We start from the raw sequence: 26,865 nt of genomic DNA on the forward strand, positions 1-26,865 counted from the left end.
CATGAGTGGGCGCCAGAAGGACCGCCCGTGGCTCATGCGGACGTACGCCGGTCACTCGACCGCCGAGGCGTCCAACGAGCTCTACCGGCGCAACCTCGCCAAGGGCCAGACCGGCCTGTCGGTCGCCTTCGACCTGCCGACGCAGACCGGGTACGACCCCGACCACGTCCTCGCCCGCGGCGAGGTCGGCCGGGTCGGCGTGCCGGTGTCGCACCTCGGTGACATGCGCCGGCTGTTCCAGGACATCCCGCTGGAACAGATGAACACCTCGATGACGATCAACGCCACCGCGATGTGGCTGCTGGCGCTCTACCAGGTGGTCGCGGAGGAGCAGGGCGCCGACATCACCCGGCTCCAGGGGACGACGCAGAACGACATCGTCAAGGAGTACCTCTCGCGCGGGACGCACGTCTTCCCGCCGGGCCCCTCCCTGCGGCTGACCACCGACATGATCGCGTACACGGTCCGGCACATCCCGAAGTGGAACCCGATCAACATCTGCAGCTACCACCTGCAGGAGGCGGGCGCCACCCCGGTCCAGGAGATCGCGTACGCCATGTCGACGGCCATCGCGGTCCTGGACGCCGTGCGCGACTCCGGCCAGGTGCCCGAGGAGAAGTTCGGCGACGTGGTCGCGCGGATCTCCTTCTTCGTGAACGCGGGTGTCCGGTTCATCGAGGAGATGTGCAAGATGCGGGCCTTCGGCCGCATCTGGGACCGGATCACCAGCGAGCGGTACGGCATCGCCGACCCCAAGCAGCGCCGCTTCCGCTACGGCGTCCAGGTCAACTCGCTCGGCCTGACCGAGGCGCAGCCGGAGAACAACGTCCAGCGCATCGTCCTGGAGATGCTGGCCGTGACGCTCTCCAAGGACGCCCGTGCCCGCGCCGTCCAGCTGCCGGCCTGGAACGAGGCGCTGGGGCTCCCCCGGCCCTGGGACCAGCAGTGGTCGCTGCGCATCCAGCAGGTGCTCGCGCACGAGAGCGATCTGCTGGAGTACGAGGACATCTTCGCCGGGTCGCACGTCATCGAGGCCAAGGTCGACGAGCTGGTCGACGAGTCGCTCGCCGAGATCGACCGGATCCAGGAGATGGGCGGCGCCATGGCGGCCGTCGAGTCCGGCTACCTGAAGTCCGAGCTGGTCTCCTCGCACGCCGCCCGCCGGGCCCGGATCGAGGGCGGCGAGGAGAAGATCGTCGGCGTCAACATCTACGGCACGACCGAGCCGAACCCGCTCACCGCCGATCTCGACGGGGCGATCATGACGGTCGACCCCGCCAACGAGGCCGGGGTCGTGGCGGCCCTGCACCAGTGGCGCGACAACCGGGACGAGGCCCGTGCCGGTGACGCCCTGGCCGCCCTGAAGAAGGCCGCCGCGGGCACCGGGAACCTGATGGAGGCCACCCTGGAGTGCGCCCGCGCGGGTGTCACCACCGGCGAGTGGTCCTGGGCGCTGCGCGACGTCTTCGGCGAGTTCCGGGCCCCGACGGGCGTCTCGTCCGCCCCGGTCGCGGTGACCGCGGAGGCGGGCACGCCGCTCGCCCTGGTCCGCGAGAAGGTCGCCAGGACCGCGGCCGACCTGGGGGCCGGACGGCTGCGCCTGCTGGTCGGCAAGCCGGGCCTGGACGGGCACTCCAACGGCGCCGAGCAGATCGCCGTACGGGCCCGCGACGCCGGCTTCGAGGTCGTCTACCAGGGGATCAGGCTGACCCCGGAACAGATCGTCTCGGCCGCGCTCGCCGAGGACGTGCACTGCGTCGGTCTGTCGATCCTGTCCGGCTCGCACGCCGAGCTCGTGCCGGACGTGCTCACCAGGCTGCGCGAGGCGGGCGCCGCCGACATCCCGGTGATCGCGGGCGGGATCATTCCGCCCGCCGATGCCGCGGCCCTCGTCGGGGCCGGTGTCGCCGCCGTATTCACCCCGAAGGATTTCGGTATCACGGAGATCATCGGCCGTATCGTCGACGAGATCCGGAAAGCGAACAAGCTCGACCCTCTGGAGGTCCCCGCATGACTGCCGTCAACCGCCCGCCCGTCTCCCCCCACCACCCTCAGGGGACGTCCCTGCGGGACGGCACCTCCCGTCTGCGTCCGCGCCGCTCGTGCCTGGCCGTGCCCGGCTCGAACCCGCGGTTCCTGGAGAAGGCCCAGGGTCTCCCCGCCGACCAGGTCTTCCTGGACCTGGAGGACGCCTGCGCGCCGCTCGCCAAGGAGGGCGCACGGCACACCGTCGTCGACGCGCTGAACGACGGCGACTGGACGGGCAGGACCCGGGTCGTGCGGGTCAACGACTGGACCACCCACTGGACCTACCGCGACGTCGTCACGGTCGTCGAGGGCGCCGGCCAGAACCTCGACTGCATCATGCTGCCCAAGGTCCAGGACGCCCAGCAGGTCGTCGCCCTCGACCTGCTGCTGACCCAGATCGAGAAGACGATGGGCTTCGAGGTCGGCAGGATCGGCATCGAGGCGCAGATCGAGAACGCCAAGGGCCTGGTGAACATCGACGACATCGCCGCCGCCTCGCCCCGCCTGGAGACGCTGATCTTCGGCCCGGCCGACTTCATGGCGTCGATCAACATGAAGACCCTGGTCGTCGGTCAGCAGCCGCCCGGCTACCCGGCGGACGCCTACCACTACATCCTGATGCGCATCCTGATGGCGGCCCGTGCGCACGACCTCCAGGCGATCGACGGCCCCTTCCTCCAGATCCGCGACGTGGACGCGTACCGCGAGGTCGCCGGGCGCGCCGCGGCGCTGGGCTTCGACGGCAAGTGGGTGCTGCACCCCGGTCAGGTCGAGGCGGCCAACGAGGTGTTCTCGCCCTCGCAGGAGGACTACGACCATGCCGAGCTGATCCTCGACGCGTACGAGTGGTGCACCTCGGAGGAGGGCGGCAAGAAGGGTTCGGCGATGCTCGGCGACGAGATGATCGACGAGGCCAGCCGCAAGATGGCCCTCGTCGTCGCGGGCAAGGGCCGCGCCGCCGGTATGCAGCGCACCTCCAAGTTCGAAGCCCCGGAGGCCTGACCATGCAGTTCGGACGCACGTACGAGGAGTTCGAGGTCGGTGCGGTCTACAAGCACTGGCCCGGGAAGACGGTCACGGAGTACGACGACCACCTCTTCTGTCTACTGACCATGAATCACCACCCGTTGCACATGGACAGCAACTACGCGGAACGGACGACCGATTTCGGGAAGAACGTCGTCGTCGGCAACTACATCTACTCGCTGCTGCTCGGCATGTCCGTCCCGGACGTCTCCGGAAAGGCCATCGCCAATCTGGAGATCGAGTCGCTGAAGCACGTCGCGCCGACCTTCCACGGCGACACGATCTACGGCGAGACGACCGTTCTCGACAAGACGCCGTCGAGGTCCAAGAACGACCGCGGAATCGTTTACGTCGAGACCAGGGGATACAAACAGGACGGCACGCTCGTCTGTGTGTTCCGCCGCAAGGTGATGGTCCCCACCGAGACGTACATCAAGGAGCGCGGCGGGGAGCAGCCCGGCCGTCCCGAGTTGAACCAGCCTTCGCAGAAGAACGTGGAGAAGTAGCCATGACTCGACTCGCCCAGACCGCCGGCCTCGACGACGTCCAGCGGGAAATCCTCTCCACGGTCCGGGATTTCGTCGACAAGGAGATCATTCCGGTCGCGACCCAGCTGGAGCACCGTGACGAGTACCCCACCGAGATCGTCGAGGGACTCAAGGAACTCGGCCTGTTCGGGCTGATGATCCCCGAGGAGTACGGCGGCCTGGGTGAGTCGCTTCTCACATACGCACTGTGCGTGGAGGAAATCGCCCGCGGCTGGATGAGCGTCTCGGGAATCATCAACACGCACTTCATCGTGGCGTACATGCTCAAGCAGCACGGCACCCAGGAGCAGAAGGACACCTTCCTGCCGCGGATGGCGCTGGGCGAGGTCCGGGGCGCGTTCTCGATGTCCGAGCCGGCGCTGGGCTCGGACGTCTCGGCGATCACTTCCAAGGGCGTCCGGGACGGCGAGGAATACGTTCTGAACGGCCAGAAGATGTGGCTGACGAACGGTGGCACGTCCTCGCTCGTCGCCGTTCTGTGCCGGAGTGACGAAGGCCACCCCGAGGGAACGGCCCCGCACAAGTCGATGACGACGTTCCTGGTGGAGAAGGAACCCGGATTCGGCGAGGTCCGCCCCGGACTCACCATTCCCGGCAAGATCGACAAAATGGGTTACAAGGGTGTCGACACGACCGAACTCATCATGGATGGGCTGCGCATTCCGGCCAATCGAGTGCTGGGTGGTACCACCGGTCGAGGGTTTTACCAAATGATGGACGGCGTCGAGGTCGGCCGGGTGAATGTGGCGGCGCGTGGCTGCGGCGTCGCGCAGCGTGCATTCGAGCTCGGCGTTTCCTACGCGCAGCAGCGCCAGACCTTCGGAAAGCCGATTGCCCAGCACCAGGCGATCCAGTTCAAGCTGGCCGAAATGGCCACCAAGGTCGAGGCCGCCCATGCAATGATGGTGAACGCAGCGCGCAAAAAGGACTCCGGGGAGCGAAACGACCTGGAGGCAGGGATGGCGAAGTACCTCGCCTCCGAGTACTGCAAGGAAGTCGTCGAGGACGCCTTCCGTATCCACGGCGGTTACGGCTTCTCAAAGGAGTACGAGATCGAGCGCCTCTACCGGGAGGCCCCGATGCTGCTCATCGGTGAAGGTACCGCCGAGATCCAGAAAATGATCATTGGGCGCCGACTCCTCGAGGAGTACCGGTTCCAGGGGTGATTGTCCCTTTCGGGGTGATTTGGCCGCGAAGAAGATCACATCCTGTCATCCTCGGCCGGTGCCTTCCAGCCGTCCGACTCGGCTGCTGGCTTGCCCAGTTGCGGCTCGCAACCGATAACATCGCCGGAAAAGCCGCCGTCCCCCGTTGCCAGCGCGGCATCATCCGCTACGAAGGTCATCCATGCCCGACAGCCAAACCTCTGCACCACGCGGCGGGGTCCGCCTTGCACGCGGAGCTTCGCCGTGGCTCCTCCCGACCGTCGCCACCGCGGCACTCAGCCTCGCCCGGGCCCGCAAGTCCGGACGCTGGGCCGCGGTGGCCGTGCCCACCACCGCGCTCGCGGCGGGCATGCTGTGGTTCTTCCGGGACCCCGAGCGCGAGATCACCCGGGGCCGGGTGATCTCTCCGGCCGACGGAGTGGTGCAGAGCATCATGCCGTGGAAGGACGGGCGCACCCGCGTCGCGATCTTCATGAGCCCGCTGAACGTTCACGTCAACCGCGCGCCCCTGGCCGGCACGGTGACCTCGGTCGAGCACGTCCCCGGCGGGTTCGTTCCGGCGTTCAACAAGGAGAGCGAGAACAACGAGCGCGTCGTCTGGCACTTCGACACCGAGCTCGGCGACATCGAGATGGTGCAGATCGCGGGTGCGGTCGCCCGGCGCATCGTCCCGTACGTCCCGCAGGGTACGAAGGTGGAACAGGGCGAACGCATCGGCCTGATCCGCTTCGGCTCGCGGGTCGACATCTACCTTCCGGAAGGTGTCGATGTCGCGGTCGAGGTCGGCCAGGCCACCACCGCGGGGGTGACTCGAATTGACCGTGATTGATCCCGACACACAGGCCGGCTGGGTGCCGGAGGCGGAGTCCGAGGAGGACGCCGGCGAGGACATGCCGCTCTCTCTGCGGCTGTCGATAGCGGACACCCTCACGCTCGGCAACGCCACCTGCGGATTCATGGCGGTGTACTTCACCACCACCGGAATCCTCATCCCGCACCTCACGGGCAGCGACGAGAGCGGCATGGCCCGGCACTCCGCGGCCACCGCCGTCATCCTGATGCTCCTCGCGGCGGTCTTCGACCTCTTCGACGGGCTCGTGGCCCGCAAGCTGCGCTCCTCGCCGATGGGGGCCGAGCTGGACAACCTCTCGGACCTGATCAGCTTCGGGCTCGCCCCGGCGTACTTCGTCCTCGTGTACGGCATGGTCGCGGACGACGCGCATCAGCGGGTCTCGGCGCTGGCCGCGATCGTGGTGCTGCTGGCGGTGGTGCTCAGGCTTGCCAGATTCTCCTGCGTGACCATGAAGGACGGCATGTTCCAGGGCATGCCGAGCCCCTTCGGAGCGCTCACGGTCGTCTCGATCGTGCTTCTGGAGCTGCCCTTCGTGCCGACGCTGCTCGCGATCGTCGGAGTGGCGTGGCTGATGGTCAGCCGGGTCGAGTACCCGAAGCCGCGGGGCATCCTCGCGGTGGCGATGCTCAGCTGGATCGTGTCCGCGATGGGGCTGCTCGCCGCCTGGGCGTTCGACGCCCCCGGGGGCCAGCTGCTCCTCCAGACCGGCTGCGCGCTCCAGGTGGTCCTGGGAGCGGTCATTCCGCTCTTCGCGACGGCCCGGCGGGTGAACACCTTCCGCGGCAACCGGCGCGAGGCGCGGGCGGCGCAGCTGCCGTAGCGCACACGACAGAACGGAAGGGCCCGGGTGCTCCCCAGCACCCGGGCCCTTCCGTATGCGCCGGGCCGGCCCCCGGGCCTTTCGTATGCGCCGGAGCGGGGCCGGCCGGTGCGGCTCGTCGATTCGCCGCCGCGGCGTCGACTTGCCGGAACCGGCCGGAAGCACGGGCACAGTATGTTGGGGCCCACGGGAACGGGGGGCTTCTTCCACGGCTGTCCGGAGCGGTGAGCAGCTGATCGAACGGCGTGCCGACCGCGTGTGCCGTCCCCGGGATCAGGCCATGACGATGAAGGATTCGGAACCCGATGACAGACAACGCCGAGATGATCGATTTCGTCCGGGCGCGGCTCGCCGAGGAAGAACGGATCGCGCAGGAGGCGGGCGGCGACAGCTGGCGCTGCCCGGTCGATGTGCCCGGCGAGGTGCACGACCGGTCCGGGGGCATCGCGTTCAGCGTGCGGAATCTCGGTTTCGACCAGCACATCGCCTTCCAGGACCCGGCGCGCACGCTGCGCCGCATCGAGACGAGCCGGGTGCTCCTCGACGAGTACGCGGAGGTGGCCGACCTGGACACCGACCGCCCCGAGCACGACTTCCGGTCCGGCCGGGCGGTGGGGCTGGGGTTCGCCGTCCGTCAGCTGGCCGCGGAGCACGCCGGCCACCCCGAGTACCGGGCCAGGTGGCTCCCCCGGTTCATCCAGTAGCACCGGCCGTGTGAGGAAGCCCCCGGACGGGCACCGGGGCCCGCGACGGCATGTGCCCCTGCCACGGACCCTCCTCCGCGCGGCGGTGCGGGTTAAGGTTTCACAAGGGGGCGGATCGCAATGCCCAGGGACGCCATGCACCGACACCGCAGCGCACCGGACGACCCCCAGGAGCTCCTGCACACCCTCGGGCGTCTCGTCGACCAGGCCCTGGAGAACATCGAGCTCCACCGGGTCGGGGCGGAACTGGGCTGGGCGCTGCAACGGCATCTGCTCCCGGCCGGGCTGCCCGAGTTCCCGGGGCTGCGGATCGGGATCCGTTACTCGCCCTCGCAGGACGGCCTGGCCATCGGCGGCGACTTCTACGACGCGTTCCCGATGCGGGGCGGGGCGACCGGGATCGTCATCGGCGACGTGCAGGGGCACGGGGTGGAGGCCGCCGCCTTCATGGGCGAGGCACGGGCCGGTCTCAGGGCGCTCGCCGGCGTGACGGTCGATCCGGGCGAAGTACTGGCCTGCGCCAACGAACTGCTGATCTCGCTGGGCTGCGAGCTGTTCACGACCTGTTCTCTGCTGCGTGTCGTCCCGGAGCGGGGTGAGCTCTCCGTGGCCAGGGCCGGGCACGTACCGCTCGTGTGGGGCACCGATTCGGGTGAGCGCGGCGTCCTCCTGGACGCGGGCGGGATGCCGTTGGGGATACTGCGCGACCAGCAGTACCCGGTGACCCGTAGGCGGCTGCCGGAGGCCGGATATCTGGTCCTGCTGACCGACGGGGTCGTGGAGGGACCGGCCTGCCCGATCGACGAGGGTCTCGCCGCGGTGGCGGAGCTGGTCGGCGCCGCGGACGGCGCCGACCCCGACGAGCTGGCCGCACGGGTGATCCGGGTGGCGGACCTGACCGGCCACGAGGACGACGCCGCCGTACTCGTCGTCCGCCACGACGGAACGGCGGACACCGGCTGACGGAGCGGCGGGCGGAACGGCGGACACGGGCCGAGAAGACAGGCGGAACGGCGGACACCGGCCGACGGTGCGGGCGGGCCAGGTGGGCGCCGGATGCGTGCTCCTTCGTCCGCGGCATCGGCGGAACGTCGGCGTGCCCGACCCGGCGGGACGTCCCGGTGTGGTGTCTGATGCTGCTGTGGTGGACAGAGCGCGACTCCGGCGGTGGGCGGTCACGGTCCTGGCAGTCCTGGGCGTGGCCGTCTGCTACTACGCGACGGCCTGGCTGGGACTGCGCCAGCAGCTGGTGCACGGCCAGGTCACCCCGCTGTGGCCGCCGACCGGGATCGCGATGGCGGCGCTGCTCGTGTTCGGTGTGCGGATCTGGCCCGGAATCGCGCTCGGATCGCTCGCCGTCAACAGCACCATCGACCCCTCGCCGCTGTCCATACTTCTGCTCATCGCCGCCGGGAACACCGTCGCCCCGCTCTGCTCCTGTCTGCTCCTGCGGCGCGTGGACTTCCACAACGACCTCGACCGGCTGCGGGACGCGCTGGCGCTGGTCTTCCTCGGCGCCCTGACCGGCATGCTGATCAGCGCGTCCGCGGGCTCCGGCGCCCTCGTCCTGTCGGGAGCGGTGCCGGCCGCCAAGTTCTGGCCGACCTGGTCGGTCTGGTGGACGGGCGATGCCATGGGCGTCATGGTCGTGACGCCGTTCCTGCTCGCCGCCCGCAGGGCCCGGTGGCCACGCGACGCGGGCCCGGCGCGGTGGATCGAGGCGACCGCGCTGGTGGCCGCCACCCTGGCCGCCACCCTTCTGGCGACCGACACGATCCCCTCGCTGCTGTTCCTCGTGTTCCCCTTCCTCGTCTGGGCCGCCTTCCGCTTCGAACGGGCCGGTGCCGCGTGCTGTGCACTGGGCGTGTCCACGTTCGCGATCCTCGCCGCCAGGCGGATGACCGGCCCCTTCGCCCAGCACGGCCTGGTGACCAACATGACCATCCTCCAGGCGTTCAACGGCGCCACCGCGCTCACCGCGCTGCTGCTCGGCGCAGCCGTCACCGAACGCAACCGCACCTACCGCGAGATCCGGCGGCTCTGTGCGCATCTCTCCGAGAAGGTGGCCCGACAGGACCTGTAAATCACTCCATCGGTCGTGCCACGGATGCACGGACCGGTGAATCGAAGCAGGCTGATGGGCGACGGCACCGCGACGAGGGCAACCGGACGCCGATACCCGGGCGGACGGGCGCCGTAAGAGGTGGAGCCATGCCCCATGTGTCTGCGAATGTCCATGTGTCCCGCCCCGCCGACGAGGTCTTCTCGTTCCTCCGGGATCCGCGGAACCTTGCCGAGTGGTCGTCGAGCATAGACCGGGTGATCGACGGCCCCATCGCCACCGAACTCGGCGACGAGTACACCTGCAAGTTTCCGGGCAGACGACGGACGCACCGCCTCCGGTGCACCGCGAGCACACCCGTCGAGTACCTGGCCTTCCGGGGTGCGGGCATGTGGACCCCGCTGGGCCGCCACTCCCCGGAGCTGGAGTTCCGGCTCCGTCCGAACCGCCGGGGCACCACGGTCACCGTCTCCGTCAAGCCCCATCTGGACGGCGGCATGATCATTCTCGCGCCCCTCGTGACGATGGCCTGGCGCCGTGACCTGCCCTCCGAGCTCCAGTGCCTGGCCGACCTGCTGGTCGGCGGGGACGGCTCCGGTACGCCCACCGACGAGGACGCGGACCGGCCCGCCTCCGGTCCGGACGCGGGTGAGCGCGCCCCCGGGGCGAAGGCCGGCGGGGGCGGCTTCGGGACGGACGCCGGGGGCACCGTCCGCGGAAACAGCCGGGGAGCCGCATCGTCCGTCCGATGACGTGCGGCGGGTGCGGGGCGGTGTCCCGGCCGGGGCACCGCACGGTGCGGGGCGGCTGCCCGCCCCGCACCCGCCCCGGCCCGCCGTGTGCCGGGCGAGGGCCGGTTACCGGGGCCGCGCCAGGAAGTCGCGCGCGATCGCCTCGGAGGCGCGTTCCAGCAGGGGCCCCGCCTGGGCCATGGAAACCGCCGGGTCCGGTTCCAGGTCCGCCAGGGCGTACGCACGGCTGATGCCCGCGACGGTCAGGGCCTCCTGCGGCAGCGCCAGCCGGCCGCAGACCGCGACGACCTCGACGCCTGCGGCGCGGGCCGCCGCGGCCACTCCCGCCGGTGCCTTGCCGTGGAGGGTCTGCTCGTCGAGCGACCCCTCCCCGGTGATCACCAGGTCGGCGCGGGCCAGCGCGGGGGCGAAGCCCAGGACGTCGAGCATGACCTCGATGCCGGGGCGGAACCGGGCACCGAGGGCGACCAGCGCCCCGTAGCCGATGCCGCCCGCCGCTCCCGCTCCGGGCAGCTGTGCGTGGTCCGGGCCGAGGACGGACGCGTAGCGGGCGAGCGCGGCGTCGAGGACCGCGATGTCGTCCTCGCTCGCGCCCTTCTGCCTGCCGTAGACCTCGGGGGCGCCCTTCGGCCCCGTCAGCGGGTTGTCCACGTCGCTGGCGAGGATCAGGTCCACGTCGGCCAGTCGCGGGTCGAGTCCGGACAGGTCCGCCTCTGCCAGGGCGGCGAGCCCGCCGCCCCCGGGGCCGACGGGCTCGCCGTCCGCGTCCAGGAAACGGGCGCCGAGCGCGGCCAGCATGCCCGCGCCGCCGTCCGTGGTGGCGCTGCCGCCGACCCCGAAGACGATCGTCCGGGCTCCCGCGTCGAGCGCGGCGGCCAGCAGTTCGCCGGAGCCGTACGTCGTGGCGGTCAGCGGGGCGAACACCCCCGCGGGCAGGTGCTGGAGCCCCGACGCCTCGGCCATCTCCACCACCGCCGTGGTGTCGCGCAGCGCGTACGCCGCGGTCACCGGGTCGCCCAGGGGGCCGGTCACCCGTGCCTCGCGGCGCTCGAATCCGGCGGCCACCGCCGCCGCCACCGTGCCGTCGCCGCCGTCGGCCACGGGCAGGGCCTCCACCCGTACCTGGGGGACGACCCGCCGCAGCCCGGCCGTCACCCGCTCCGCGACCTGCACGGCCGTGAGCGAGCCCTTGAACTTGTCCGCCGCGACGAGCACGCGTGCGGTCTCCATCACTGCTCCGTCCGCCACCATGTATCCCTTGCTTTCGAACAGGCAGTCGCGCCGCCCCCGACCCTATCCGCAGCGGATACCCGCTGCCCAGGGCCGCCGTCGCGCCGACCCGGCGGTCCCCACCGGACCGTTCCGCCCGCGGCCCCCGCTACGCTGCCCGCGTGACCACCACCGACTACGTCACCTACATCGCGGGGCTCCCCCGGGTACTGGCCGCCGCGGCCACGCTGTTCCGGGACGGCCGGGGGCGCGTGCTGCTCGTCGAGCCGAACTACCGGGACGGCTGGGCGCTGCCCGGCGGAACGATCGAGTCCGACGAGGGCGAGAGCCCGCGACAGGCCGCACGGCGCGAGACGGCCGAGGAGATCGGACTCGACATCGAGCCGGGGCGGCTGCTCGCCGTCGACTGGTCGCGCGGTCCGCAACGGCCGCCGATCGCCGCGTACCTGTACGACGGCGGAGTGCTCGGCGAGGCCGACCTGAAGGCGATCCGGCTGCAGGAGGAGGAACTCCTGTCCTGGAAGCTGGTCGAGCGCGACGCGCTGGACCGCCATCTCGTCGGCGCGCTCGGGCCGCGTCTGCGGGCGGCGCTGGACGTCCTCGACTCCGGTGGCGGCACGGTGGAGCTGGAGGACGGCCGCCCGGTGGCCGGCTGAGCCGCGAAGCGCCCCGGCCCGCCCCTTTCAACCCGTATTCCCGCCGTGTCCCCTTGTCCTGACGGTCCGTCGCCGGTATCCCGGACGGCAGTTGCCGGACGCGCGAGTTCAGATGCCATTCGTCCGCGGTCCACGCTCGACCGGCATCATCCGGACTCCACGGATGCGGAGGGTTCATGCGTACGCACACAGGGCACCTCGGTGGACCACTGGCCGCGATCGTCGCGGCCGTGTTCGCCTGTACGGCAGTTGTCGCCACGGCCTCGACGGCACTCGCGGAGCCGGTGCCGTCCACGGCACGCCCCGCGCACGGCGGGTTGCCGTCGTCGGTCGACGGGGGCGCCTGGCGGTCCGGTCACGTCCAGGGCATGGCCGTCGACCGCCGCAAGGGCTTCATGTACTTCTCGATGACCAACCTGCTGGTGAAGACCGACCTCGGGGGCAACCCGGTCGGCTCGGTCACCGGTTTCACCGGCCACCTCGGCGATCTGGACTTCGACGAGCGGGACGGCCGGGTCTACGGCTCGCTGGAGTACAAGGAGGCGAAGTCCTTCTACATCGCGATCCTCGACGTCGACCGGATCACCCGGATGGACATGGACGCCCAGTCCACGGGTGTCGTCTCGACCGTCTACCTCGAGGAAGTGGTGAAGGACTTCACCGCCGACATGAACGGCGACGGCGTCTTCGACGGCGACACGGGCCGAACGCCCGACCACCGGTACGGCTGCAGCGGCATCGACGGCGTCGCGTTCGGCCCGGCGTTCGGCGACCGGAGCGGCGGGCATGCCCGAAAGAGGCTGACGGTCGCGTACGGCGTGTACGCCAACGCCGACCGCACGGACAACGACCATCAGGTGCTGCTCCAGTACGACGTCGCCCGGTGGAAGAAGTACGAGCGTCCGCTGACCGAGTCGGCCCCGCACACCAGCGGCCCCGCCCGGGTCGACGGCAAGTTCTTCGCGTACACCGGGAACACCACGTACGGCGTGCAGAACCTGGAGTACGACGGACACAGCGGCAACTGGCTGATGGCCGTCTACAAGGGCACCAAACCGGGCTTCCCCAACTACTCGGTCTTCGCCCTGGACGGTGCGCGCAAGCCGGTGCGCGGCCCGGTCCGCGGCCAGGCGTCCCCGGAGCGCGGTCTGCTGCTCCCCCTGTTGCGGGAGGGCGCGCACGATGCGGCGACCGGTACGTACGGGTGGCCGGCGCCGGGACAGTACGGGCAGTACGGGCTGGTCTCGCTCGACGACGGACGGTTCTACCTCGCGCGGAGCGGCACGGTCCAGGACGGCGGGGTCACCAAGCAGACCGCCCGCGCCGTGCTGAACACCTGGACGGGGCTGACCCCGTCGCCGTTCGCCCCCGTGGTTCCCACGGCCTGACCGCGGCGCCGGACCGCCGCCCGCGCCGCCCGTCACCGGACGAAATGGCCTCGCGGGCGGCGTCCGGTGCTGCGTACGCTCGGGGTCATGACTCTCGTCGCGATCCTCAGCGGCGCCGGCATCTCCACGGACTCCGGCATTCCCGACTACCGCGGCCCCAACGGGCTCTGGCGCAAGGACCCCGAGGCCGAGAAGCTCGTCACGTACGACTTCTACATGGCCGATCCGGAGATCCGCCGCCGCTCCTGGCAGATGCGCCGCACCAGTGCGACCTGGAACGCCGAGCCGAACGCGGCCCACCACTCGGTGGCGGAGCTGGAGCGGGCCGGTACGCCGGTGCGGGTGATCACGCAGAACGTGGACGGTCTGCACCAGCTCGCCGGTCTCCCCGCCCGCAAGGTCCTCGAACTGCACGGGACCGCGCGCGAGGTGGTCTGCACCCGCTGCCACGCCCGCTCCTCCATGGCCGAGGCGCTGGCCCGGGTCGAGGCGGGCGAGGCCGATCCGCCGTGCACGGTCTGCGGCGGCATCCTGAAGTCGGCGACGGTCATGTTCGGCGAGCGGCTCGATCCGGTGGTGCTGGGGCAGGCCATGTCGATCGCCAAGGCGTGCGAGGTGTTCATCGCGGTCGGTACGACGCTCCAGGTGCAGCCCGCCGCCTCGCTGGCCGGGATCGCGGTGGACCACGGTGCCCGGCTGATCGTGGTGAACGCGGAGCCGACACCGTACGACGAACTGGCCGAGGAGACCGTCCGCGAGCCCATCGGCACGGCCCTTCCCGCGCTGTTGAAGCGGCTGGCGCTGTGACCGAGGGCCCGGCCCGGTCCGTCCTACTGGTCGAGTTCCCGCTGCACGCGGCGCGAGGGGCGGAACACGTACAGGTCGAGGATTCCGGGCGGGTCCGCCAGCCCCGGTCCGCCCGCCTCGACCCAGGCCGCCACGTCCGTCACGACGTCCGGGTCGTTGACGAGCCCGAGCCAGACCGGCCTGCCGCCCGCCCTGCGGCCCTCCGCCGACGGCTGCACGACGACGACATCGGCCTGTTCGCAGGCGTCGAGGCAGTCCACGACGCGCACCGTGGCTCTCTCGCCGAGGGAACGCCGCAGCCCGGCGAGCTGGGCGGCGTGGTCCACGCCCGGGATCTTCGGCGTCCCGCAGCAGCAGCCGCGGCAGACGCTGACGGTGGGCCGGGGCGTTCCCCCGGCGGGTGCGGTCCTGCGCGTACGGCTCATGCGGGGGCGCTTCCGGTGCCGGCTCGGATGATCACCACGGGACTGTACCGACTCCGCCGCCGGATCGAACATCCGTACTGCCCCGTGGGCGGGTGGGGTAGAGTTGATGGCTGCGAAGGGGAGTAGCCCCGCAAACCGGTCGTCGACACACTGGAGCCCTCGGGTTCCCGGTGGCCGGGCCCGCGGATCATTGCGGGCGGGCGAGACCTTCGGTCAGGTATGACACGCCCGCGCCCCGTGGGCGCTGACGTCATGCCGGGCCGAGTGGTCCTCCGAGAGCCGTCCGGCGCTTCGTGAAGGCCCGGGGCCCGGCTCTCACAGAAAGCCACCCGGAATGCACCTCGACCCCCTGGCGGTCATCACCGCCTTCGGGCTGATCTTCCTCGCGGAACTCCCCGACAAGACGATGTTCGCGTCGCTCGCCATGGGCACCCGCATGCGACCGCTGTACGTCTGGTTCGGCACCTCGTCCGCGTTCATCGTGCACGTCGCCATCGCGGTGGGGGCGGGCAGTCTGATCGGACTGCTGCCCGACTGGATCGTGAAGCTCGTCTCGGCCTCCCTCTTCGCCTTCGGTGCCTTCATGCTGCTGCGCTCCGGTGGCGACGATGACGACGACGAGGCCGGCAGCAAAACGGTGACCGGTTTCTGGCCGGTCTACTCGACCGCGTTCATGGCCGTCTTCATCAGCGAGTGGGGCGACCTCACCCAGATCACCACGGCCAACCTGGCCGCGAGCAACGGCACCTGGTCCACGGCGATCGGTTCGGCGGCGGCCCTGATGTCCGTCTCGGCGCTGGCGCTGCTGGCGGGGCAGTTCATCGCGAAGCGGGTGCCGCTCAAGACGGTCCAGCGGATCGGCGGGCTCTGCATGCTGGGGCTGGCGATCTGGACCCTGGTGGAGATCTTCGTCGGCTGACCCCTGTCGGCCGGCCGCGCCACCTCACGGTCGCCCCGCGGGTGGGCCCGGACGGTTCCTGTCCGGGCCCGCCCGCGTGTTTCCGTCCGGGCCCGCCCTCGTGTTCCGCCGCGCCGAGCGGTGTCAGAAGAGTGCCGGGGTGGCGTCCGGGACGCCGCTCTCGAAGGCCAGCAGCCGCTGCTTGCGGTCGAGTCCGCCGCCGTAGCCGGTGAGTCCGCCCGAGGCGCCGATGACGCGGTGGCAGGGGACGATGATGCCCACCGGGTTCTTGCCGTTGGCGAGCCCCACCGCACGCGAGGCGCCCGGTTTGCCGAGGAGCTCGGCCAGTTCGCCGTACGAGCGGGTCTCGCCGTACGGGATGTGCCGGAGCTGCTCCCAGACGCTGCGCTGGAACGGGGTGCCGTCCAGGCACAGCGGCAGGTCGAACTCGCGCAGTTCACCGGCGAAGTAGGCGTCGAGCTGGCGGACGGTCTCGGTGAAGGGGCGCGGGTCCGGTTCCCCGAAGGTCTCCTCGGGCGGGCGGTGGCGCTGCTCGGTCATGTAGAGGCCGGAGAGGACCCCGTCGGTGGCGACGAGGGTCAGCGGGCCGTACGGGCTGTCGACGACCGTGTGCCGCCGGGGCGCCGTGCTCGCGGTTTTCGTGGTTCTCGTGGTCATGGCTGGACTTCCCGGCTTTCTCGGGTGGGCAGGTGGTTGATGGGGTGGTCGTCCACGGTCCACAGGTACTGGACCGCGTACGCCCGCCAGGGGCGCCAGGCCGCCGCACGGGCGGTGAGCGCCGCGGGGGTGGCCGGGAGGCCGAGCTTCCCGGCCGCGCGCCGGATGCCGAGGTCGGTGGGGAGGAAGGCGTCGGGGTCGCCGAGCGCCCGCATCGCGATCACTTCCACGGTCCAGGGTCCGAAGCCGGGCAGGGCGGCCAGTTCGGCCCGTGCCCGCTCCCAGTCGGTGCCGGTGCCGAGCCGGAGCGATCCGTCGGCCAGTGCCCCGACGAGGGTGGTGAGGGTGGTGCGGCGGCTGCGTGGCAGGGCGAGCCGTTCGGGGTCGAGTGCGGCGAGCGCCCCGGGGGCCGGGAAGAGGTGGGTGAGGCCGCCTTCCGGGTCGTCGACGGGGGTGCCGTGCGCGGTGACCAGACGGGCCGCGTGGGTGCGGGCGGCCGCGGTCGAGACCTGCTGGCCGAGCACCGCCCGTACGGCGAACTCCGCTTCGTCGACGGTGCGCGGGACCCGTCGGCCGGGGGCCTCGTCGACCAGGGGCGCGAGCAGCGGATCGGCGCGCAGCTGTTCGTCGACGGCCACCGGGTCGGCGTCCAGGTCGAGCAGCCAGCGGCAGCGGCTGATCGCGAGCGTGAGGTCGCGCGGATCGGTGAGGGAGAGTCTGCAGGCGATGTGGCCGGGGTGCGGGGCGAGGGAGACGATGCCGTGCCCGTACCGCAGGGTGAGCGTGCGGCGGTAGGCGCCGTCCCGCCACTCCTCGACACCGGGGACCGCGGTCGCGGCGAGGTGGCCGAAGAGGTTGCCGGGGTTGAGCGGGGCCCGGTACGGCAGCCGCAGCGCTATCGCGCCCGGGGTGGCGGGCGGGGTCGTGGAGCGGGCGGCGCGGCTGCGCAGTTCGCCCGGGGCGAGTGCGAAGACCTCGCGGACGGTTTCGTTGAAGGTGCGGATCGAGGAGAACCCGGCGGCGAAGGCGATGTCGGCCATGGAGAGCGTGGTCGTCTCGATGAGGAGCCTCGCGGTCTGGGCGCGTTGTGCGCGGGCCAGGGCGAGCGGGCCCGCACCGAGTTCGGCGAGCAACTGGCGTTCGATCTGCCGGGCGGAGTAGCCGAGCCGGGCCGCCAGGCCGGGCACGCCCTCGCGGTCGACGACGCCGTCCCGGATGAGACGCATCGCGCGGGCGACGGAGTCGGCTCGGGCGTTCCACTCCGGGGAGCCGGGGCTGGTGTCGGGCCGACACCGCTTGCAGGCCCGGAATCCGGCCTGCTGGCAGGCGGCGGCGCTGGGGTAGAAGGTCATGTTCTCGACCTTGGGCGGCACGACGGGGCAGCTGGGACGGCAGTAGATCCGGGTGGTCAGGACCGCTGTGAAGAACCAGCCGTCGAAGCGGGCGTCCTTGGACCGGACGGCCCGTACGCAGCGCTCGGTGTCGGTGTACATGGCTCAAGCATCCGGCACCGGCCCCCTGGAGGGCTGGCGGAATTCCGACATCGACCCGGCGCTGCCAGGACCCTTCGGATTCGCCGCCCGGACCACCTCCGGCTCTGCCTCCGCGTGGCACCGCCCGCCCGGTGTCGCGGTGGCCGGGCGGGGTGCACGAGCGCGGCCGGCTGTACGCCGGGGGCCGATGCGGACACCGGGCCACCGACGGTGTCCGGCCGCACCCCACCGGGGCACGACCGGGCACCACCGGGCCGAACCCCGAGGTCACCAGGAGGACTTGGTGACCCCCGGCAGGAATCCGGCGTGCGCCTGCTCGCGTGCGCGGACGCGGGAGAGGCCGAACTTCCGCAGGTATCCGCGGGGCCGCCCGTCCACACCGTCCCGGTTGCGCACCCGGGTCGCACTGGCGTCGCGCGGCTGGCGCCGGAGCTCGTCCATGGCGGCGCGGCGTTCGGCATCCGTGGTGGACGGGCGGCGGACGGTCTCCTTCAGTTCGGCGCGACGGGCGGCGTACCGCTCGACGGTCGCCCTGCGCTTCTCGTTCTTCGCGATCTTGCTCTTCTTGGCCATCAGACCTTCCCTCCCCGGGCCCGGACACGGGCGACGGCCGCCTCGATCCCGATGGTGTCGACGGTCCTGATCGCCCTGGCGGCGAGCGTGAGCCGGACGTACCGGCCCTCGCTCGGCAGCCAGTACCTCTTGCGCTGGATGTTGGGGTCGAAGCGGCGCGAGGTGCGCCGGTGCGAGTGGGAGATGCGGTTGCCGAAGCCCGGCCGGGCGCCGGTCAGTTGGCATTGGGCGGACACGGTGCTACCTGCTTTCCACGGAGAACCACTTGTTGGAAATGGAAATCATTGCCATATAGTAGCGGTCATGGCTCGCAACGAACTACGCCCGGTCGTCAGGCTCCGCTCCACCGCCGGGACCGGCCACACCTACGTCACCCGCAAGAACCGTCGGAACGACCCCGAGCGCATGGTCCTGCGCAAGTACGACCCGGTCGTCCGCAAGCACGTCGACTTCCGCGAAGAGCGCTGACCGCTCCCCCGCCCGACCCCGAAGGACACCACCATGAAGCCCGGAATCCATCCCCCGTACGGCCACGTCGTCTTCCGCGACAAGGCCGCCGGCTCCGCCTTCCTCACCCGCTCCACCGCGACTTCCGACCGGACGATCGAGTGGAAGGACGGCAACACCCACCCCGTCGTCGACGTCGAGATCTCCTCCGCGAGCCACCCCTTCCACACGGGCGCTGCCCGGGTCCTGGACACCGCGGGCCGCGTCGAGCGGTTCGAGCGCCGCTACGGCCGTCGCGGGGCGAACTGATGTTGGATCAGGCCAAGTTGCCCGTCGTGATCGTCGCCGGTCTCCACTCCGAGGCCCGCAAGGAGGTCGTGGACCGGCTGCTGCGCACCGTCCCCGGAAGCATCGCGCTCCACCACGATCTGGCCACCGCCGCCGAAGGCACCGTGCGACGTCTGGTGCGGGACGCCTCGGGCGAACTGTCGTGCGGCAACGCCCCGCTCGTCGACGACTGCGCCTGCTGCGCGCTGCGCGAGGATCTGGTCCCGGAGCTGGTGCGACTGGCAGGCGGCGACTCGACCCGGCTCGCCGTCGTGGAGCTGTGGGACTCCGTCGAGCCCAGGTCGATGGCCGAGGTCGTCGTCGCACACGGCGGCGACGCGCTCGAACTCACCAGTGTGATGACCGCCGTCGATCCCGCGCTCGTACTGCCCTGTCTCGGCAACGGCGACGACCTGGCGGAAGCGGGGCTCGCGGCGGCCGCCACGGACCGGCGGACCGTCGGCGACACCTGGGCCCGGCAGTTGGAGTACGCGGCCGTGCTCGTCCTCGTCGACGACGGGGCGGCCGACGAGGAGGACCGCGCGCTGCTCGCCCAGCTCCACCCGACCGCGCGCCGGGTGCCCGTCGGATCGGCGGAACTCGGCCGGCTCGCCTTCGCGGGCTTCGACGTGGAAGCGGCGGCAGCCGCCCAGCACCCCGCGTGCGCGTTGCTGCCGCAGGAGGCGGACGAGGCCGGGGTCGCCACCCTCGTCTGGCACCGCCGTCGCCCCTTCCACCCGGAGCGGCTCCACCGGGCGCTGGAGGAGCTGTGCTGTGCGGCGGCGCGCAGCCGGGGCCGGTTCTGGCTCGCCGACCGCCCCGACACCCTGCTGGCCTGGGACGCCGCCGGGGGCGCCCTCTGCGTGGAGAGCGCGGGCCCGTGGCTGGCCTCCCTGCCGGACGCGGCCTGGGACATGGTGCCCGCCGTCCGCAGGGCGGCTGCCGCGCTCGACTGGCATCCCGGGCACGGCGACCGCTGCCAGCACCTGGTCTTCACCTCCCCCGGCCTCGACCGGGACGGGCTGGCCCGGCTCCTCGACTCCTGTCTGCTCACCGACGCCGAGTACGCGGCGGGTCCCGAGGCGTGGAAACGGCTCCCGACCGCCTTCGACTCGCTGCTGGACCCGGCCTCCTGACGCCCCGCCACATCCGGCCCCGTACCCCGCACCCGATAGCGAGACGTGCCGCTTGCGTGCCCGGGACCTCCCCGCCCGCCGGACGTGCGCGGCACCCGAGTGCCCCGGGTCCGGCTGCCGGAGCCGGTCTCGGGGCCGTGACCGGGGCCGTGGCCCGGGGCCGTTTCGCCGTCCGGCCGTGACGCGGTGGATGGAAAACCTGCGGTCGGCCATGATCCCGGCATGGAAAGGATCGTCGATCTCGACCGGGCCGCCGATGTGCTCGCCTGCCAGGCGGTGCTCCGGCGCCCCTGCGGCGTGGTGTTCGGTCCGGTGACGTGGCGGGACGCAAAAGCGCCCTGGCCCCAGCCGCTCGAAACCGACAGGGCACGGGTGGGCGAGGCACGGCTGCATCTGCGGCCGCGCCGGGCGGACGGCGGCCTGTGGCAGGTGGACGTGTCGGTCACGGTACGCGGGCGGTGGCTGCTGCGGCCGGTCGTCGCGGTCGCCCTGGCCGTGGTCCGGCGCCGGGCGCGGCAGGAGTTCGGGGCCGCGGTGGAGCGGGCCGCCGACGGCTGGAACAAGGAGATCGGCGAGTTGCCGGCCCTCGATCCGGACGAGTTCCGGGCCGAGCTGACGAAGCAGGCCGTCGAACGCCCTCCGGAATGACGTCGGCACACCGGTGAGCCGCCGACTTCCCTGCCCTCGGCCCGAGTCGGGTTTCCGGCGGCGCCGTCGGCGACGGGAGGAGCTCGATCTCGGCCATGACGGCACGGGACTCGGGTGCCACCGGGGACACGGGACGGCACGTCGTGGCGGAACCGGTCCGCCGAGGAGAGCACGTCCGGGTGCCGACCCGGAACCCGGCTGCGGAGTCCGACCGCCGAATCCGGCCGCCGCCGCGGAAAGTCTTCCGTCCGGGCGGAGTTGGCGGCCGGTCCGCACACGCCGTCGAAGGAGCCGGACGCCTCCCCCGACGGCGTCGGCCGGTTGTGCGTCACGGCCGGCCGGGCCGGAGCCCCGGGAGCGCCGGGCCGGATGCCCGACGGCTCCGGGGCCGTTCCGGGCGCTGCCCGAAGGTCGCTCGCGGGCCGTTCCCGGGAGCAGGTCCGAGGGGTTGCTTCCGGGCCGTTCCCGGGAGCAGGCCCGAGGGGTTGCTTCCGGGCCGTTCCCGGGAGCAGGCCCGAGGGGTTGCTTCCGGGCCGTTCTCAGGACGCCCGGAGCCGCCGCCAGACCGCCTTCGCCGCGTGGTGGCCGGACATGCCGTGCACGCCGGGGCCGGGCGGGGTGGCCGAGGAGCACAGGAACACCGCCGGGTGCGCCGTCGCGTACGGGACGCGTGCGAGCTTGGGGCGGAGCACCGTCTGCAGCCCGGCGAACGCACCGCACGCGATGTCGCCGTCGACGTAGTTGGCGTTGCGCGCGGCGAGTCGGGGCGGTCCGGCGACCGCGCGGGCGAGCACCAGGTCGCGGAAACCGGGGGCGAAGCGCTCAAGCTGGCGCTCGATGACGTCGGTGGCGTCGCCCTCCCAGCCTGCCGGCACGTGCCCGTACGCCCAGAAGACGTGTCGGCCCTCGGGCGCGCGGGACGGGTCGATCAGGCTGGGCTGTGCGGTGATCAGGAACGGCACGCTCGGGTCGTGTCCCTTCACCGCGGCCGTCAGCGCGGAGTCGATCTCGCCCGCGGTGGGGCCGATGTGGACCGTTCCGGCGCGCCGGGCCTCTTCCGCGGTCCAGGGGACGGGGCCCGACAGGGCGTAATCGATCTTGAAGCAGGAGGCGCCGTACCGGTAGCGGCGGTAGGCCCGGCCGAGCCCCGCGATACGGGCCACGGCGGTCGGCGAGGTGTCGAAGACGTAGGCGCGGGCGGGCGGGAGTTCGTCGAGCCGCTTGACCTCCGTGCCGGTGTGGATCGTGCCGCCCTGTTCGCGCAGGTACGAGGCGAGGGCGTCGGAGATGGCCTGCGATCCGCCGCGCGGCACGGGCCAGCCCTTCTCGTGCGCCGCCAGCGCGAAGAGCAGGGCGATCCCGCCGGTCGCCAGGCCACCGGTGGGAGCTATGGCGTGGGCGGCGAGCCCGGCGAACAGCCCGCGCGCCTTCGCCCCGCGGAAGCGACGGGAGAGCAGCGAGGCGGGCTGGAGCGCGTCGAGCCCGAATCGCACCCAGCGGTACGGGTCCCGGGGCAGCCCGTCCCACGGGGTGCGCAGGAAGTCCTGGGCGAGGGTGTCCCAGTGGCCGAGGTACGGGGCGACGAGCCTGCGGTACGCGCCCGCGTCCCGTGCGCCCAGCGACATGGCGCTCTCCCCCACCGAGCCGGTGAGCACGGCGGCCGTGCCGTCCGGGAACGGATGGGCGAGCGCCAGCTCGGGCTGGAGCCACTCCAGGCCGTGCCGGGCGAGCGGCATCGCGTTGAACGCGGGCGAGCCGATGCCCAGGGGGTGGACGGCGGAACAGGGGTCGTGGCGGAAGCCGGGGAGGGTCAGCTCCTCGGTGCGGGCGCCGCCCCCGACGGTCCCCTCCGCCTCGAAGACCTCCACGGCGAAGCCGCGGCGGGCCAGTTCGGCCGCGGCGGTCAGTCCGTTGGGGCCCGCCCCAACGACGACTGCATCGAGCATCGACGGCACCTTCGGACTCCTTCGTCAGCCGACGGCCAGGACACCCAGGATATTCCGCGGCGTCGGCGCTCCGACCGGGGGTAGGGTCACCGCGCGATGAACACACCGAACTCCCCGGCCGCAGCCGTGCCCGCCCACATCCTCGACATGGCCTCCCGACTGGTCGGCCTGCCCGGTGTCCGGGCCGTCGCCCTGGGCGGCAGCCGGGCCCGTGGCACCCACCGCCCGGACTCCGACTGGGATCTGGGCCTGTACTACCGCGGCGCGCCCGACGTGGCCGCGCTGACCGCGCTGGCGTCCGAAGTGCAGGGCTCCCCGGCCGAGGTCGCCGGTCCCGGCGGCTGGGGACCCTGGGTCGACGGCGGGGCGTGGCTGCGGGTGGACGGCGTCGCGGTGGACTGGATCCTGCGCGACCTGGACCGGGTGGAGGCGGTCTGGGAGGACTGCCGCGAAGGCCGCTTCGAAGTGGGCGTACAGCCCGGCCATCCGCTGGGTTTCTGGTCTCCCGCGTATCCCGGAGAGGTCGCATCGGGGCTCGTACTGGCCGACCCACGAGGCGAATTGACAGGCCTTCAGCAGCAGACGAGGCGCTATCCGGAGCCACTGCGCACCGCTCTCGTCGAAGCCGCGTGGGAGGCGGACTTCTCGGTGGCGGCGGCCCGCAAGTCGGCGCCCGCCGGCGACACGCTCCATGTGGCCCTGTGCCTGTCGCGGGCGTTCGGTGTCCTGGCCCAGTCCCTGCACGCCCACCATCGCGTCTGGTGCCTCAACGAGAAGGGCGCCTCGGCCGCGGCGGCGGCGTTGCCGGACACTCCGGCGGGTTACGCCGACCGGGTCGACGCGGCGTTGCGGGGGCTGGACGAGGCGGCGGTGGAGGGGGCGGCGGAACTGGTGCGCGAAGTGCGGTCGGCGCTCGCGCCGGGCGCCTGAGCGCCCGGGAACGGTTCACGGCCGCCGTCGACCGGGCGCACGGCCCCGCCGCCGGGCCCGGCCGTCCCCGCGGAGGAGGGCGTACCGCCCCCGGCCCCGCGCCCGGGGACGGGGGCCGAGGGGAGCGGCCGGTCAGGCTCCGTTGCGCAGCGCTTCGAGAATGCGTGCGACGGTCGCCCCGTCGCGCGCCGCCGTGAAGGGCAGGTCGTTGCCGCCCGCGATGCGGAACGGGGTGCCGGAGAGGGTGGCCTGGGCGCCGCCCGCCTCGGCGACCAGCAGCAGGCCCGCCGCGTGGTCCCAGGCGTACTCCCAGGTGAAGGCGACGGCGTCCTTGTCGCCGCGGGCGATGTCGAGGTATTCGAGACCCGCCGAGCCGCAGGGGCGGGCGTCGATGCCCTCGGCGCGCAGGCCGAGCAGGGCGCGCTTCTGGGCGTCGGTGGTGTAGTCGGGGTGCGACATCGCCACGCGCAGGGCGGCGCCGGGGGCGGGTGTCCCCGACCGTATCGGCCTGCCGTTGAGGGTGGCACCACGGCCGCGGACCGCGACCGCCATCTCCTCCAGGGCCGGTGCGTACGTCCACGAGGCGAGCAGTTCACCGCGGTGGGCGAGGGCGACCAGGGTGCAGAAGCCCTGCTCGCCGCGGACGAACTGGCGGGTGCCGTCGACCGGGTCGACGATCCACACCGGGGCGTCGCCGCCCAGGGCGTCGTACACCCCCGGGTCGGCGTGCACCGCCTCCTCGCCGACGACGACGGAGCCGGGCAGGATCTTGGTGAGGGCCTCGGTGAGGTGTTCCTCGGCAAGGCGGTCGGCGACGGTGACGAGGTCGTGCGGGCCGTTCTTCTCGACGATCTCGTGCGTGGCCAGCTGCCGGTGGCGGGGCATGATCTCGGCAGCGGCGGCGGCGCGCACCGCCGCCTCGACCTCGGTCAGGTGTCCGGTGTCCCCGGCGGTCTCGGCGAGAAAGTCATCGATCATGCCTCCACCCAATCATGTCCCTCCCGGGCGCCGACGACCTGGTGGTGACGGGGACGTGACCGGTCGGCGTCAGTACCAGTCGTCGTTCCCCGGCGGGTCGCAGAGTTCGAAGACCACTTCTCCCGTGTCCGGGCCCTCGACGACGGCCGGACGCACCCGGGCACCGACCGCCACCCGGTCCGGCGCGGCGCCCACGACCCGGCAGCGGAACACGAAGCCCTCGGGGAACCGGACGAGGGACTCGTTGCGTGCCGCCTCGGTGTAGCGGTGCACCACTCCCGACCTCACCACGACGCCCGGACCGGCGCTGTGTTCGGACTCCAGGTCGCTCGACGCGCACACCGGGCACAACAGCCTCCGGAAGGAGGCCGTGCCGCACCAGCGGCACCGGTGGTAGATCAGGCCGGCTTCCTCGTGCACCGTCCGCGCGGTGCCACTTGACGACTGGGACACGTTCGACCCCCTGCGCTCGGCTCGGAGCGCGCCGCGTCTGCCCGTCGGCACGCGTCCGCACCATAGGGCACTGAGTGTCGAAACGTAAAGACACTCAGTGCCAGATCAAGCCGTTCCGGACTGTCCGCCCTGCCCGATGGCCGATTCGACCTGCTGCACGACGCGCCACATCGGGGCACCCTTCGCCGCGACCATCACCACCACGTCGCCGTCCGCGGCGGGCAGCGCCGCGCTTCCGTCCAGGCCGCTCCCCCACACCTGGCGCACCAGTCCGAGGGCGTGGTCGACGGCGGCCTCGGCATCGCCCTCGCCGCCCGAACGCAGCCAGCTCCGCAGCCCGTTGTTGTGCGCGGCGACCACGGAGGCGGCGATCACCTCGGCCCGCAGCGCGCCGTCGGCCGAGTCGCCGTACCGGCCCCGGAGGTAGCCGGCCAGCGTCTGTTCGTACCGTCGCACCACGGACAGTTCGTAGGTGCGCAGTCCGGGCACCTCCCGGGTGAGCCGGTAGCGCTGCACGGAGAACTCCGGGTTGGCGGCGTACATGCGCAGCACCAGCCGGGCCGCGTCGCTCACCACGCCGACCGGCTCGGCGTCGCCGGCCTCCGCCAGGAAGGCGGTCATGTCGGCGAGGCACCGCTCGTGGTCCGGGAAGACGGCGTCCTCCTTGGAGGGGAAGTACCGGAAGAACGACCGGCGCCCGACCCCCGCCCGCGCCACGATGTCGTCCACCGTGGTCCGCTCGAAGCCCCGCTCCAGGAAGAGCTGGAAGGCCGCCTCGGCCAGCACCTCCCGCATGGGAGTCTTCTTCGCCGGTCTGCGTGCGTCAGTCATGCCGGGAACGTAGCACCGAAAAGAGCTTCATGGCACCAAGTTCCTTTACAGAGGGTACTGAGTGCCATAATGTCGTTCCTACGAACCGCACCCAGGTAGGAGAGCCGGCGTGAGCTTGAGGATCGTTGTCTGTGTGAAGTACGTGCCCGATGCCACGGGTGAGCGGCGTTTTGCCGATGATCTGACGGTGGACCGTGAGGGGGTGGACGGTCTGCTGTCGGAGCTCGACGAGTATGCGGTGGAGCAGGCGTTGCAGATCGCGGACGGGGTGGACGGTGCGGAGGTGACCGTGCTGACGGTGGGTCCGGAGGATGCGCGTGATGCGTTGCGCAAGGCGTTGTCGATGGGTGCGGACAAGGCGGTGCATGTCGAGGACGAGGGTCTGCACGGTTCGGATGTGATGGGGACGTCGCTGGTGCTGGCGCGGGCGGTGGAGAAGGCCGGGTACGACCTGGTGGTCTCGGGGATGGCGTCGACGGACGGGGGGATGGGTGTGGTGCCGGCGTTGCTGGCGGAGCGTCTGGGGGTGCCGCAGGTGACGCTGTTGTCGGAGGTGTCGGTGCGGGAGGGGGTGGTGTCGGGGCGTCGTGACGGGGATGCGGCCTCGGAGCTGCTGGAGGCGTCGTTGCCGGCGGTGGTGTCGGTGACCGATCAGTCGGGTGAGGCGCGGTATCCGTCGTTCAAGGGGATCATGGCGGCGAAGAAGAAGCCGGTCCAGTCGTGGGATCTGTCCGATCTGGGGATCGGGGCGGACGAGGTCGGGTTCGCGGGGGCGTGCACGGTGGTGGAGGCGGCGGCGGAGCGTCCGGCGCGCACGGCGGGCACGGTCGTGAAGGACGAGGGCGAGGGCGGGCGGCAGCTGGCGGAGTTCCTGGCGGGCCAGAAGTTCATCTGACCGGGCCGTCGGTGTTCCCGGGGCGGTGTGGTCCGGTGGTGGGTGCCGGGGGCCGGTCCGGGGGGTCGGGTCGGGTGCCGGCCTTGGGGGGTCGGGGTGCCCGGGGTGTTGTTCCGGTTGCTGTTCGCGTTGCTGTTCGGTCGTTTACTGGCAGGAGAGGGAAGTCC

Annotated in this window: 31 protein-coding genes; 20 read left to right on the forward strand and 11 right to left on the reverse strand. The window is 71.9% G+C overall.

All coding sequences use genetic code 11. The features are described from left to right. Position 1: 1 nt before the first annotated feature. Genes ACWCXX_RS09855 through ACWCXX_RS09870 form a run of 4 tightly spaced genes read left to right on the forward strand, consistent with a single transcriptional unit; the run spans position 2 to position 4,768 of the window. A complete protein-coding gene (locus ACWCXX_RS09855; RefSeq protein ID WP_451125825.1) occupies positions 2 to 2,014 on the forward strand; it encodes a protein meaA in 2,013 nt (670 codons plus the stop codon). After that, positions 2,011 to 3,030 (forward strand): HpcH/HpaI aldolase/citrate lyase family protein, encoded by a 1,020-nt coding sequence (locus ACWCXX_RS09860; protein WP_451125826.1) that lies wholly within the window; start codon positions 2,011 to 2,013, stop codon positions 3,028 to 3,030. The genes ACWCXX_RS09855 and ACWCXX_RS09860 overlap by 4 nt, the downstream gene beginning before the upstream one ends. Positions 3,031 to 3,032: 2 nt before the next feature. Beyond that, the gene (locus tag ACWCXX_RS09865) at positions 3,033 to 3,560 is read left to right on the forward strand and encodes a MaoC family dehydratase (protein ID WP_451125827.1); all 528 of its coding nucleotides are present in this window, start codon (positions 3,033 to 3,035) and stop codon (positions 3,558 to 3,560) included. 2 nt (positions 3,561 to 3,562) lie between these two features. After that, positions 3,563 to 4,768 (forward strand): acyl-CoA dehydrogenase family protein, encoded by a 1,206-nt coding sequence (locus tag ACWCXX_RS09870; RefSeq protein ID WP_391731776.1) that lies wholly within the window; start codon positions 3,563 to 3,565, stop codon positions 4,766 to 4,768. 35 nt (positions 4,769 to 4,803) lie between these two features. Here ACWCXX_RS09870 and ACWCXX_RS09875 read toward each other — a convergent pair whose 3' ends face one another. After that, positions 4,804 to 4,947, reverse strand: a complete 144-nt coding sequence (locus tag ACWCXX_RS09875) for a hypothetical protein (protein WP_451125828.1) — start codon at positions 4,945 to 4,947, stop codon at positions 4,804 to 4,806. Between the two features lie 2 nt (positions 4,948 to 4,949). Here ACWCXX_RS09875 and ACWCXX_RS09880 point away from each other — a divergent pair, with 2 nt between their 5' ends. The 6 genes from ACWCXX_RS09880 to ACWCXX_RS09905 all read left to right on the forward strand — a co-directional run bounded on the left by ACWCXX_RS09880 (position 4,950) and on the right by ACWCXX_RS09905 (position 9,959). After that, a complete protein-coding gene (locus ACWCXX_RS09880; RefSeq protein WP_376449526.1) occupies positions 4,950 to 5,597 on the forward strand; it encodes a phosphatidylserine decarboxylase in 648 nt (215 codons plus the stop codon). Positions 5,598 to 5,619: 22 nt separating this feature from the next. Beyond that, positions 5,620 to 6,441: a CDP-diacylglycerol--serine O-phosphatidyltransferase gene (gene pssA / locus ACWCXX_RS09885; RefSeq protein ID WP_451125856.1), complete on the forward strand. Its 822-nt coding sequence runs from the start codon at positions 5,620 to 5,622 to the stop codon at positions 6,439 to 6,441. Between the two features lie 305 nt (positions 6,442 to 6,746). Further along, the gene (locus tag ACWCXX_RS09890) at positions 6,747 to 7,145 is read left to right on the forward strand and encodes a DUF6221 family protein (RefSeq protein WP_451125829.1); all 399 of its coding nucleotides are present in this window, start codon (positions 6,747 to 6,749) and stop codon (positions 7,143 to 7,145) included. Positions 7,146 to 7,265: 120 nt separating this feature from the next. After that, positions 7,266 to 8,108 (forward strand): PP2C family protein-serine/threonine phosphatase, encoded by an 843-nt coding sequence (locus ACWCXX_RS09895; RefSeq protein ID WP_451125830.1) that lies wholly within the window; start codon positions 7,266 to 7,268, stop codon positions 8,106 to 8,108. A gap of 178 nt (positions 8,109 to 8,286) precedes the next feature. Further along, the gene (locus tag ACWCXX_RS09900; RefSeq protein ID WP_451125831.1) at positions 8,287 to 9,228 is read left to right on the forward strand and encodes an MASE1 domain-containing protein; all 942 of its coding nucleotides are present in this window, start codon (positions 8,287 to 8,289) and stop codon (positions 9,226 to 9,228) included. A 128-nt stretch (positions 9,229 to 9,356) separates the two neighbouring features. Beyond that, complete coding sequence (locus ACWCXX_RS09905) at positions 9,357 to 9,959, forward strand: SRPBCC family protein (protein WP_451125832.1); 603 nt, start codon at positions 9,357 to 9,359, stop codon at positions 9,957 to 9,959. Between the two features lie 105 nt (positions 9,960 to 10,064). Here ACWCXX_RS09905 and ACWCXX_RS09910 read toward each other — a convergent pair whose 3' ends face one another. Then, positions 10,065 to 11,189: a glycerate kinase gene (locus ACWCXX_RS09910; RefSeq protein ID WP_451125833.1), complete on the reverse strand. Its 1,125-nt coding sequence runs from the start codon at positions 11,187 to 11,189 to the stop codon at positions 10,065 to 10,067. 161 nt (positions 11,190 to 11,350) lie between these two features. On the opposite strand from ACWCXX_RS09910, the gene ACWCXX_RS09915 reads away from it, so the two are divergent. The 3 genes from ACWCXX_RS09915 (at position 11,351) to ACWCXX_RS09925 (ending at position 14,040) form a co-directional block, all read left to right on the forward strand. Further along, entirely contained in the window at positions 11,351 to 11,845 is a 495-nt protein-coding gene (locus ACWCXX_RS09915; protein WP_451125834.1) for an NUDIX domain-containing protein, read from the forward strand. Between the two features lie 176 nt (positions 11,846 to 12,021). Further along, positions 12,022 to 13,233, forward strand: a complete 1,212-nt coding sequence (locus tag ACWCXX_RS09920) for a hypothetical protein (protein WP_451125835.1) — start codon at positions 12,022 to 12,024, stop codon at positions 13,231 to 13,233. An 87-nt stretch (positions 13,234 to 13,320) separates the two neighbouring features. Next, a complete protein-coding gene (locus ACWCXX_RS09925) occupies positions 13,321 to 14,040 on the forward strand; it encodes an SIR2 family NAD-dependent protein deacylase (protein WP_451125836.1) in 720 nt (239 codons plus the stop codon). Between the two features lie 23 nt (positions 14,041 to 14,063). Here the strand turns inward: ACWCXX_RS09925 and ACWCXX_RS09930 are convergent, their stop codons facing one another. After that, entirely contained in the window at positions 14,064 to 14,465 is a 402-nt protein-coding gene (locus ACWCXX_RS09930; protein ID WP_451125837.1) for a (2Fe-2S) ferredoxin domain-containing protein, read from the reverse strand. 334 nt (positions 14,466 to 14,799) lie between these two features. On the opposite strand from ACWCXX_RS09930, the gene ACWCXX_RS09935 reads away from it, so the two are divergent. Further along, positions 14,800 to 15,384 carry a TMEM165/GDT1 family protein gene (locus tag ACWCXX_RS09935; RefSeq protein WP_451125838.1) on the forward strand — a complete coding sequence of 195 codons (585 nt, stop codon included), beginning with the start codon at positions 14,800 to 14,802 and terminating at the stop codon, positions 15,382 to 15,384. 123 nt (positions 15,385 to 15,507) lie between these two features. On the opposite strand, the gene ACWCXX_RS09940 is transcribed toward ACWCXX_RS09935, so the two are convergent. The 4 genes from ACWCXX_RS09940 to rpmB all read right to left on the reverse strand — a co-directional run bounded on the left by ACWCXX_RS09940 (position 15,508) and on the right by rpmB (position 18,343). Continuing rightward, positions 15,508 to 16,041, reverse strand: coding sequence for a methylated-DNA--[protein]-cysteine S-methyltransferase (locus ACWCXX_RS09940; RefSeq protein ID WP_451125839.1), 534 nt, complete (start codon positions 16,039 to 16,041; stop codon positions 15,508 to 15,510). After that, complete coding sequence (locus ACWCXX_RS09945) at positions 16,038 to 17,534, reverse strand: AlkA N-terminal domain-containing protein (RefSeq protein WP_451125840.1); 1,497 nt, start codon at positions 17,532 to 17,534, stop codon at positions 16,038 to 16,040. The genes ACWCXX_RS09940 and ACWCXX_RS09945 overlap by 4 nt, the downstream gene beginning before the upstream one ends. 267 nt (positions 17,535 to 17,801) lie before the next feature. After that, positions 17,802 to 18,107 carry a 30S ribosomal protein S14 gene (gene rpsN / locus ACWCXX_RS09950; RefSeq protein WP_451125841.1) on the reverse strand — a complete coding sequence of 102 codons (306 nt, stop codon included), beginning with the start codon at positions 18,105 to 18,107 and terminating at the stop codon, positions 17,802 to 17,804. Continuing rightward, the gene (gene rpmB, locus ACWCXX_RS09955; protein WP_451125842.1) at positions 18,107 to 18,343 is read right to left on the reverse strand and encodes a 50S ribosomal protein L28; all 237 of its coding nucleotides are present in this window, start codon (positions 18,341 to 18,343) and stop codon (positions 18,107 to 18,109) included. Before rpmB ends, rpsN begins: the two co-directional genes overlap by 1 nt. Before the next feature lie 67 nt (positions 18,344 to 18,410). Here rpmB and rpmG point away from each other — a divergent pair, with 67 nt between their 5' ends. From rpmG to ACWCXX_RS09975, 4 genes are all read left to right on the forward strand, one after another. Continuing rightward, entirely contained in the window at positions 18,411 to 18,575 is a 165-nt protein-coding gene (gene rpmG / locus ACWCXX_RS09960) for a 50S ribosomal protein L33 (protein ID WP_451125843.1), read from the forward strand. 33 nt (positions 18,576 to 18,608) lie between these two features. Continuing rightward, on the forward strand, positions 18,609 to 18,863 hold the full coding sequence (locus ACWCXX_RS09965; protein ID WP_451125844.1) for a type B 50S ribosomal protein L31: 255 nt from the start codon (positions 18,609 to 18,611) through the stop codon (positions 18,861 to 18,863). Continuing rightward, a complete protein-coding gene (locus tag ACWCXX_RS09970) occupies positions 18,863 to 20,017 on the forward strand; it encodes a CobW family GTP-binding protein (RefSeq protein ID WP_451125845.1) in 1,155 nt (384 codons plus the stop codon). The genes ACWCXX_RS09965 and ACWCXX_RS09970 overlap by 1 nt, the downstream gene beginning before the upstream one ends. A 222-nt stretch (positions 20,018 to 20,239) precedes the next feature. After that, entirely contained in the window at positions 20,240 to 20,665 is a 426-nt protein-coding gene (locus ACWCXX_RS09975) for a hypothetical protein (RefSeq protein WP_451125846.1), read from the forward strand. Positions 20,666 to 21,204: 539 nt separating this feature from the next. Here ACWCXX_RS09975 and ACWCXX_RS09980 read toward each other — a convergent pair. Then, a complete protein-coding gene (locus ACWCXX_RS09980; protein ID WP_451125847.1) occupies positions 21,205 to 22,620 on the reverse strand; it encodes a phytoene desaturase family protein in 1,416 nt (471 codons plus the stop codon). A gap of 87 nt (positions 22,621 to 22,707) precedes the next feature. Between ACWCXX_RS09980 and ACWCXX_RS09985 the strand changes: the two genes are divergently transcribed. After that, on the forward strand, positions 22,708 to 23,541 hold the full coding sequence (locus tag ACWCXX_RS09985; protein ID WP_451125848.1) for a nucleotidyltransferase domain-containing protein: 834 nt from the start codon (positions 22,708 to 22,710) through the stop codon (positions 23,539 to 23,541). Between the two features lie 132 nt (positions 23,542 to 23,673). On the opposite strand, the gene ACWCXX_RS09990 is transcribed toward ACWCXX_RS09985, so the two are convergent. The 3 genes from ACWCXX_RS09990 to ACWCXX_RS10000 all read right to left on the reverse strand — a co-directional run bounded on the left by ACWCXX_RS09990 (position 23,674) and on the right by ACWCXX_RS10000 (position 25,767). Next, positions 23,674 to 24,519, reverse strand: coding sequence for an inositol monophosphatase family protein (locus ACWCXX_RS09990; RefSeq protein ID WP_451125849.1), 846 nt, complete (start codon positions 24,517 to 24,519; stop codon positions 23,674 to 23,676). 69 nt (positions 24,520 to 24,588) lie between these two features. After that, entirely contained in the window at positions 24,589 to 24,939 is a 351-nt protein-coding gene (locus ACWCXX_RS09995; protein ID WP_451125850.1) for a Zn-ribbon domain-containing OB-fold protein, read from the reverse strand. Positions 24,940 to 25,077: 138 nt separating this feature from the next. Further along, entirely contained in the window at positions 25,078 to 25,767 is a 690-nt protein-coding gene (locus ACWCXX_RS10000; RefSeq protein WP_451125857.1) for a TetR family transcriptional regulator, read from the reverse strand. A gap of 145 nt (positions 25,768 to 25,912) precedes the next feature. Here ACWCXX_RS10000 and ACWCXX_RS10005 point away from each other — a divergent pair, with 145 nt between their 5' ends. Then, positions 25,913 to 26,698 (forward strand): electron transfer flavoprotein subunit beta/FixA family protein, encoded by a 786-nt coding sequence (locus ACWCXX_RS10005; RefSeq protein ID WP_451125851.1) that lies wholly within the window; start codon positions 25,913 to 25,915, stop codon positions 26,696 to 26,698. Positions 26,699 to 26,865: the final 167 nt, after the last annotated feature.

The sequence above is a fragment of the Streptomyces sp. NPDC001732 genome (assembly GCF_053596315.1).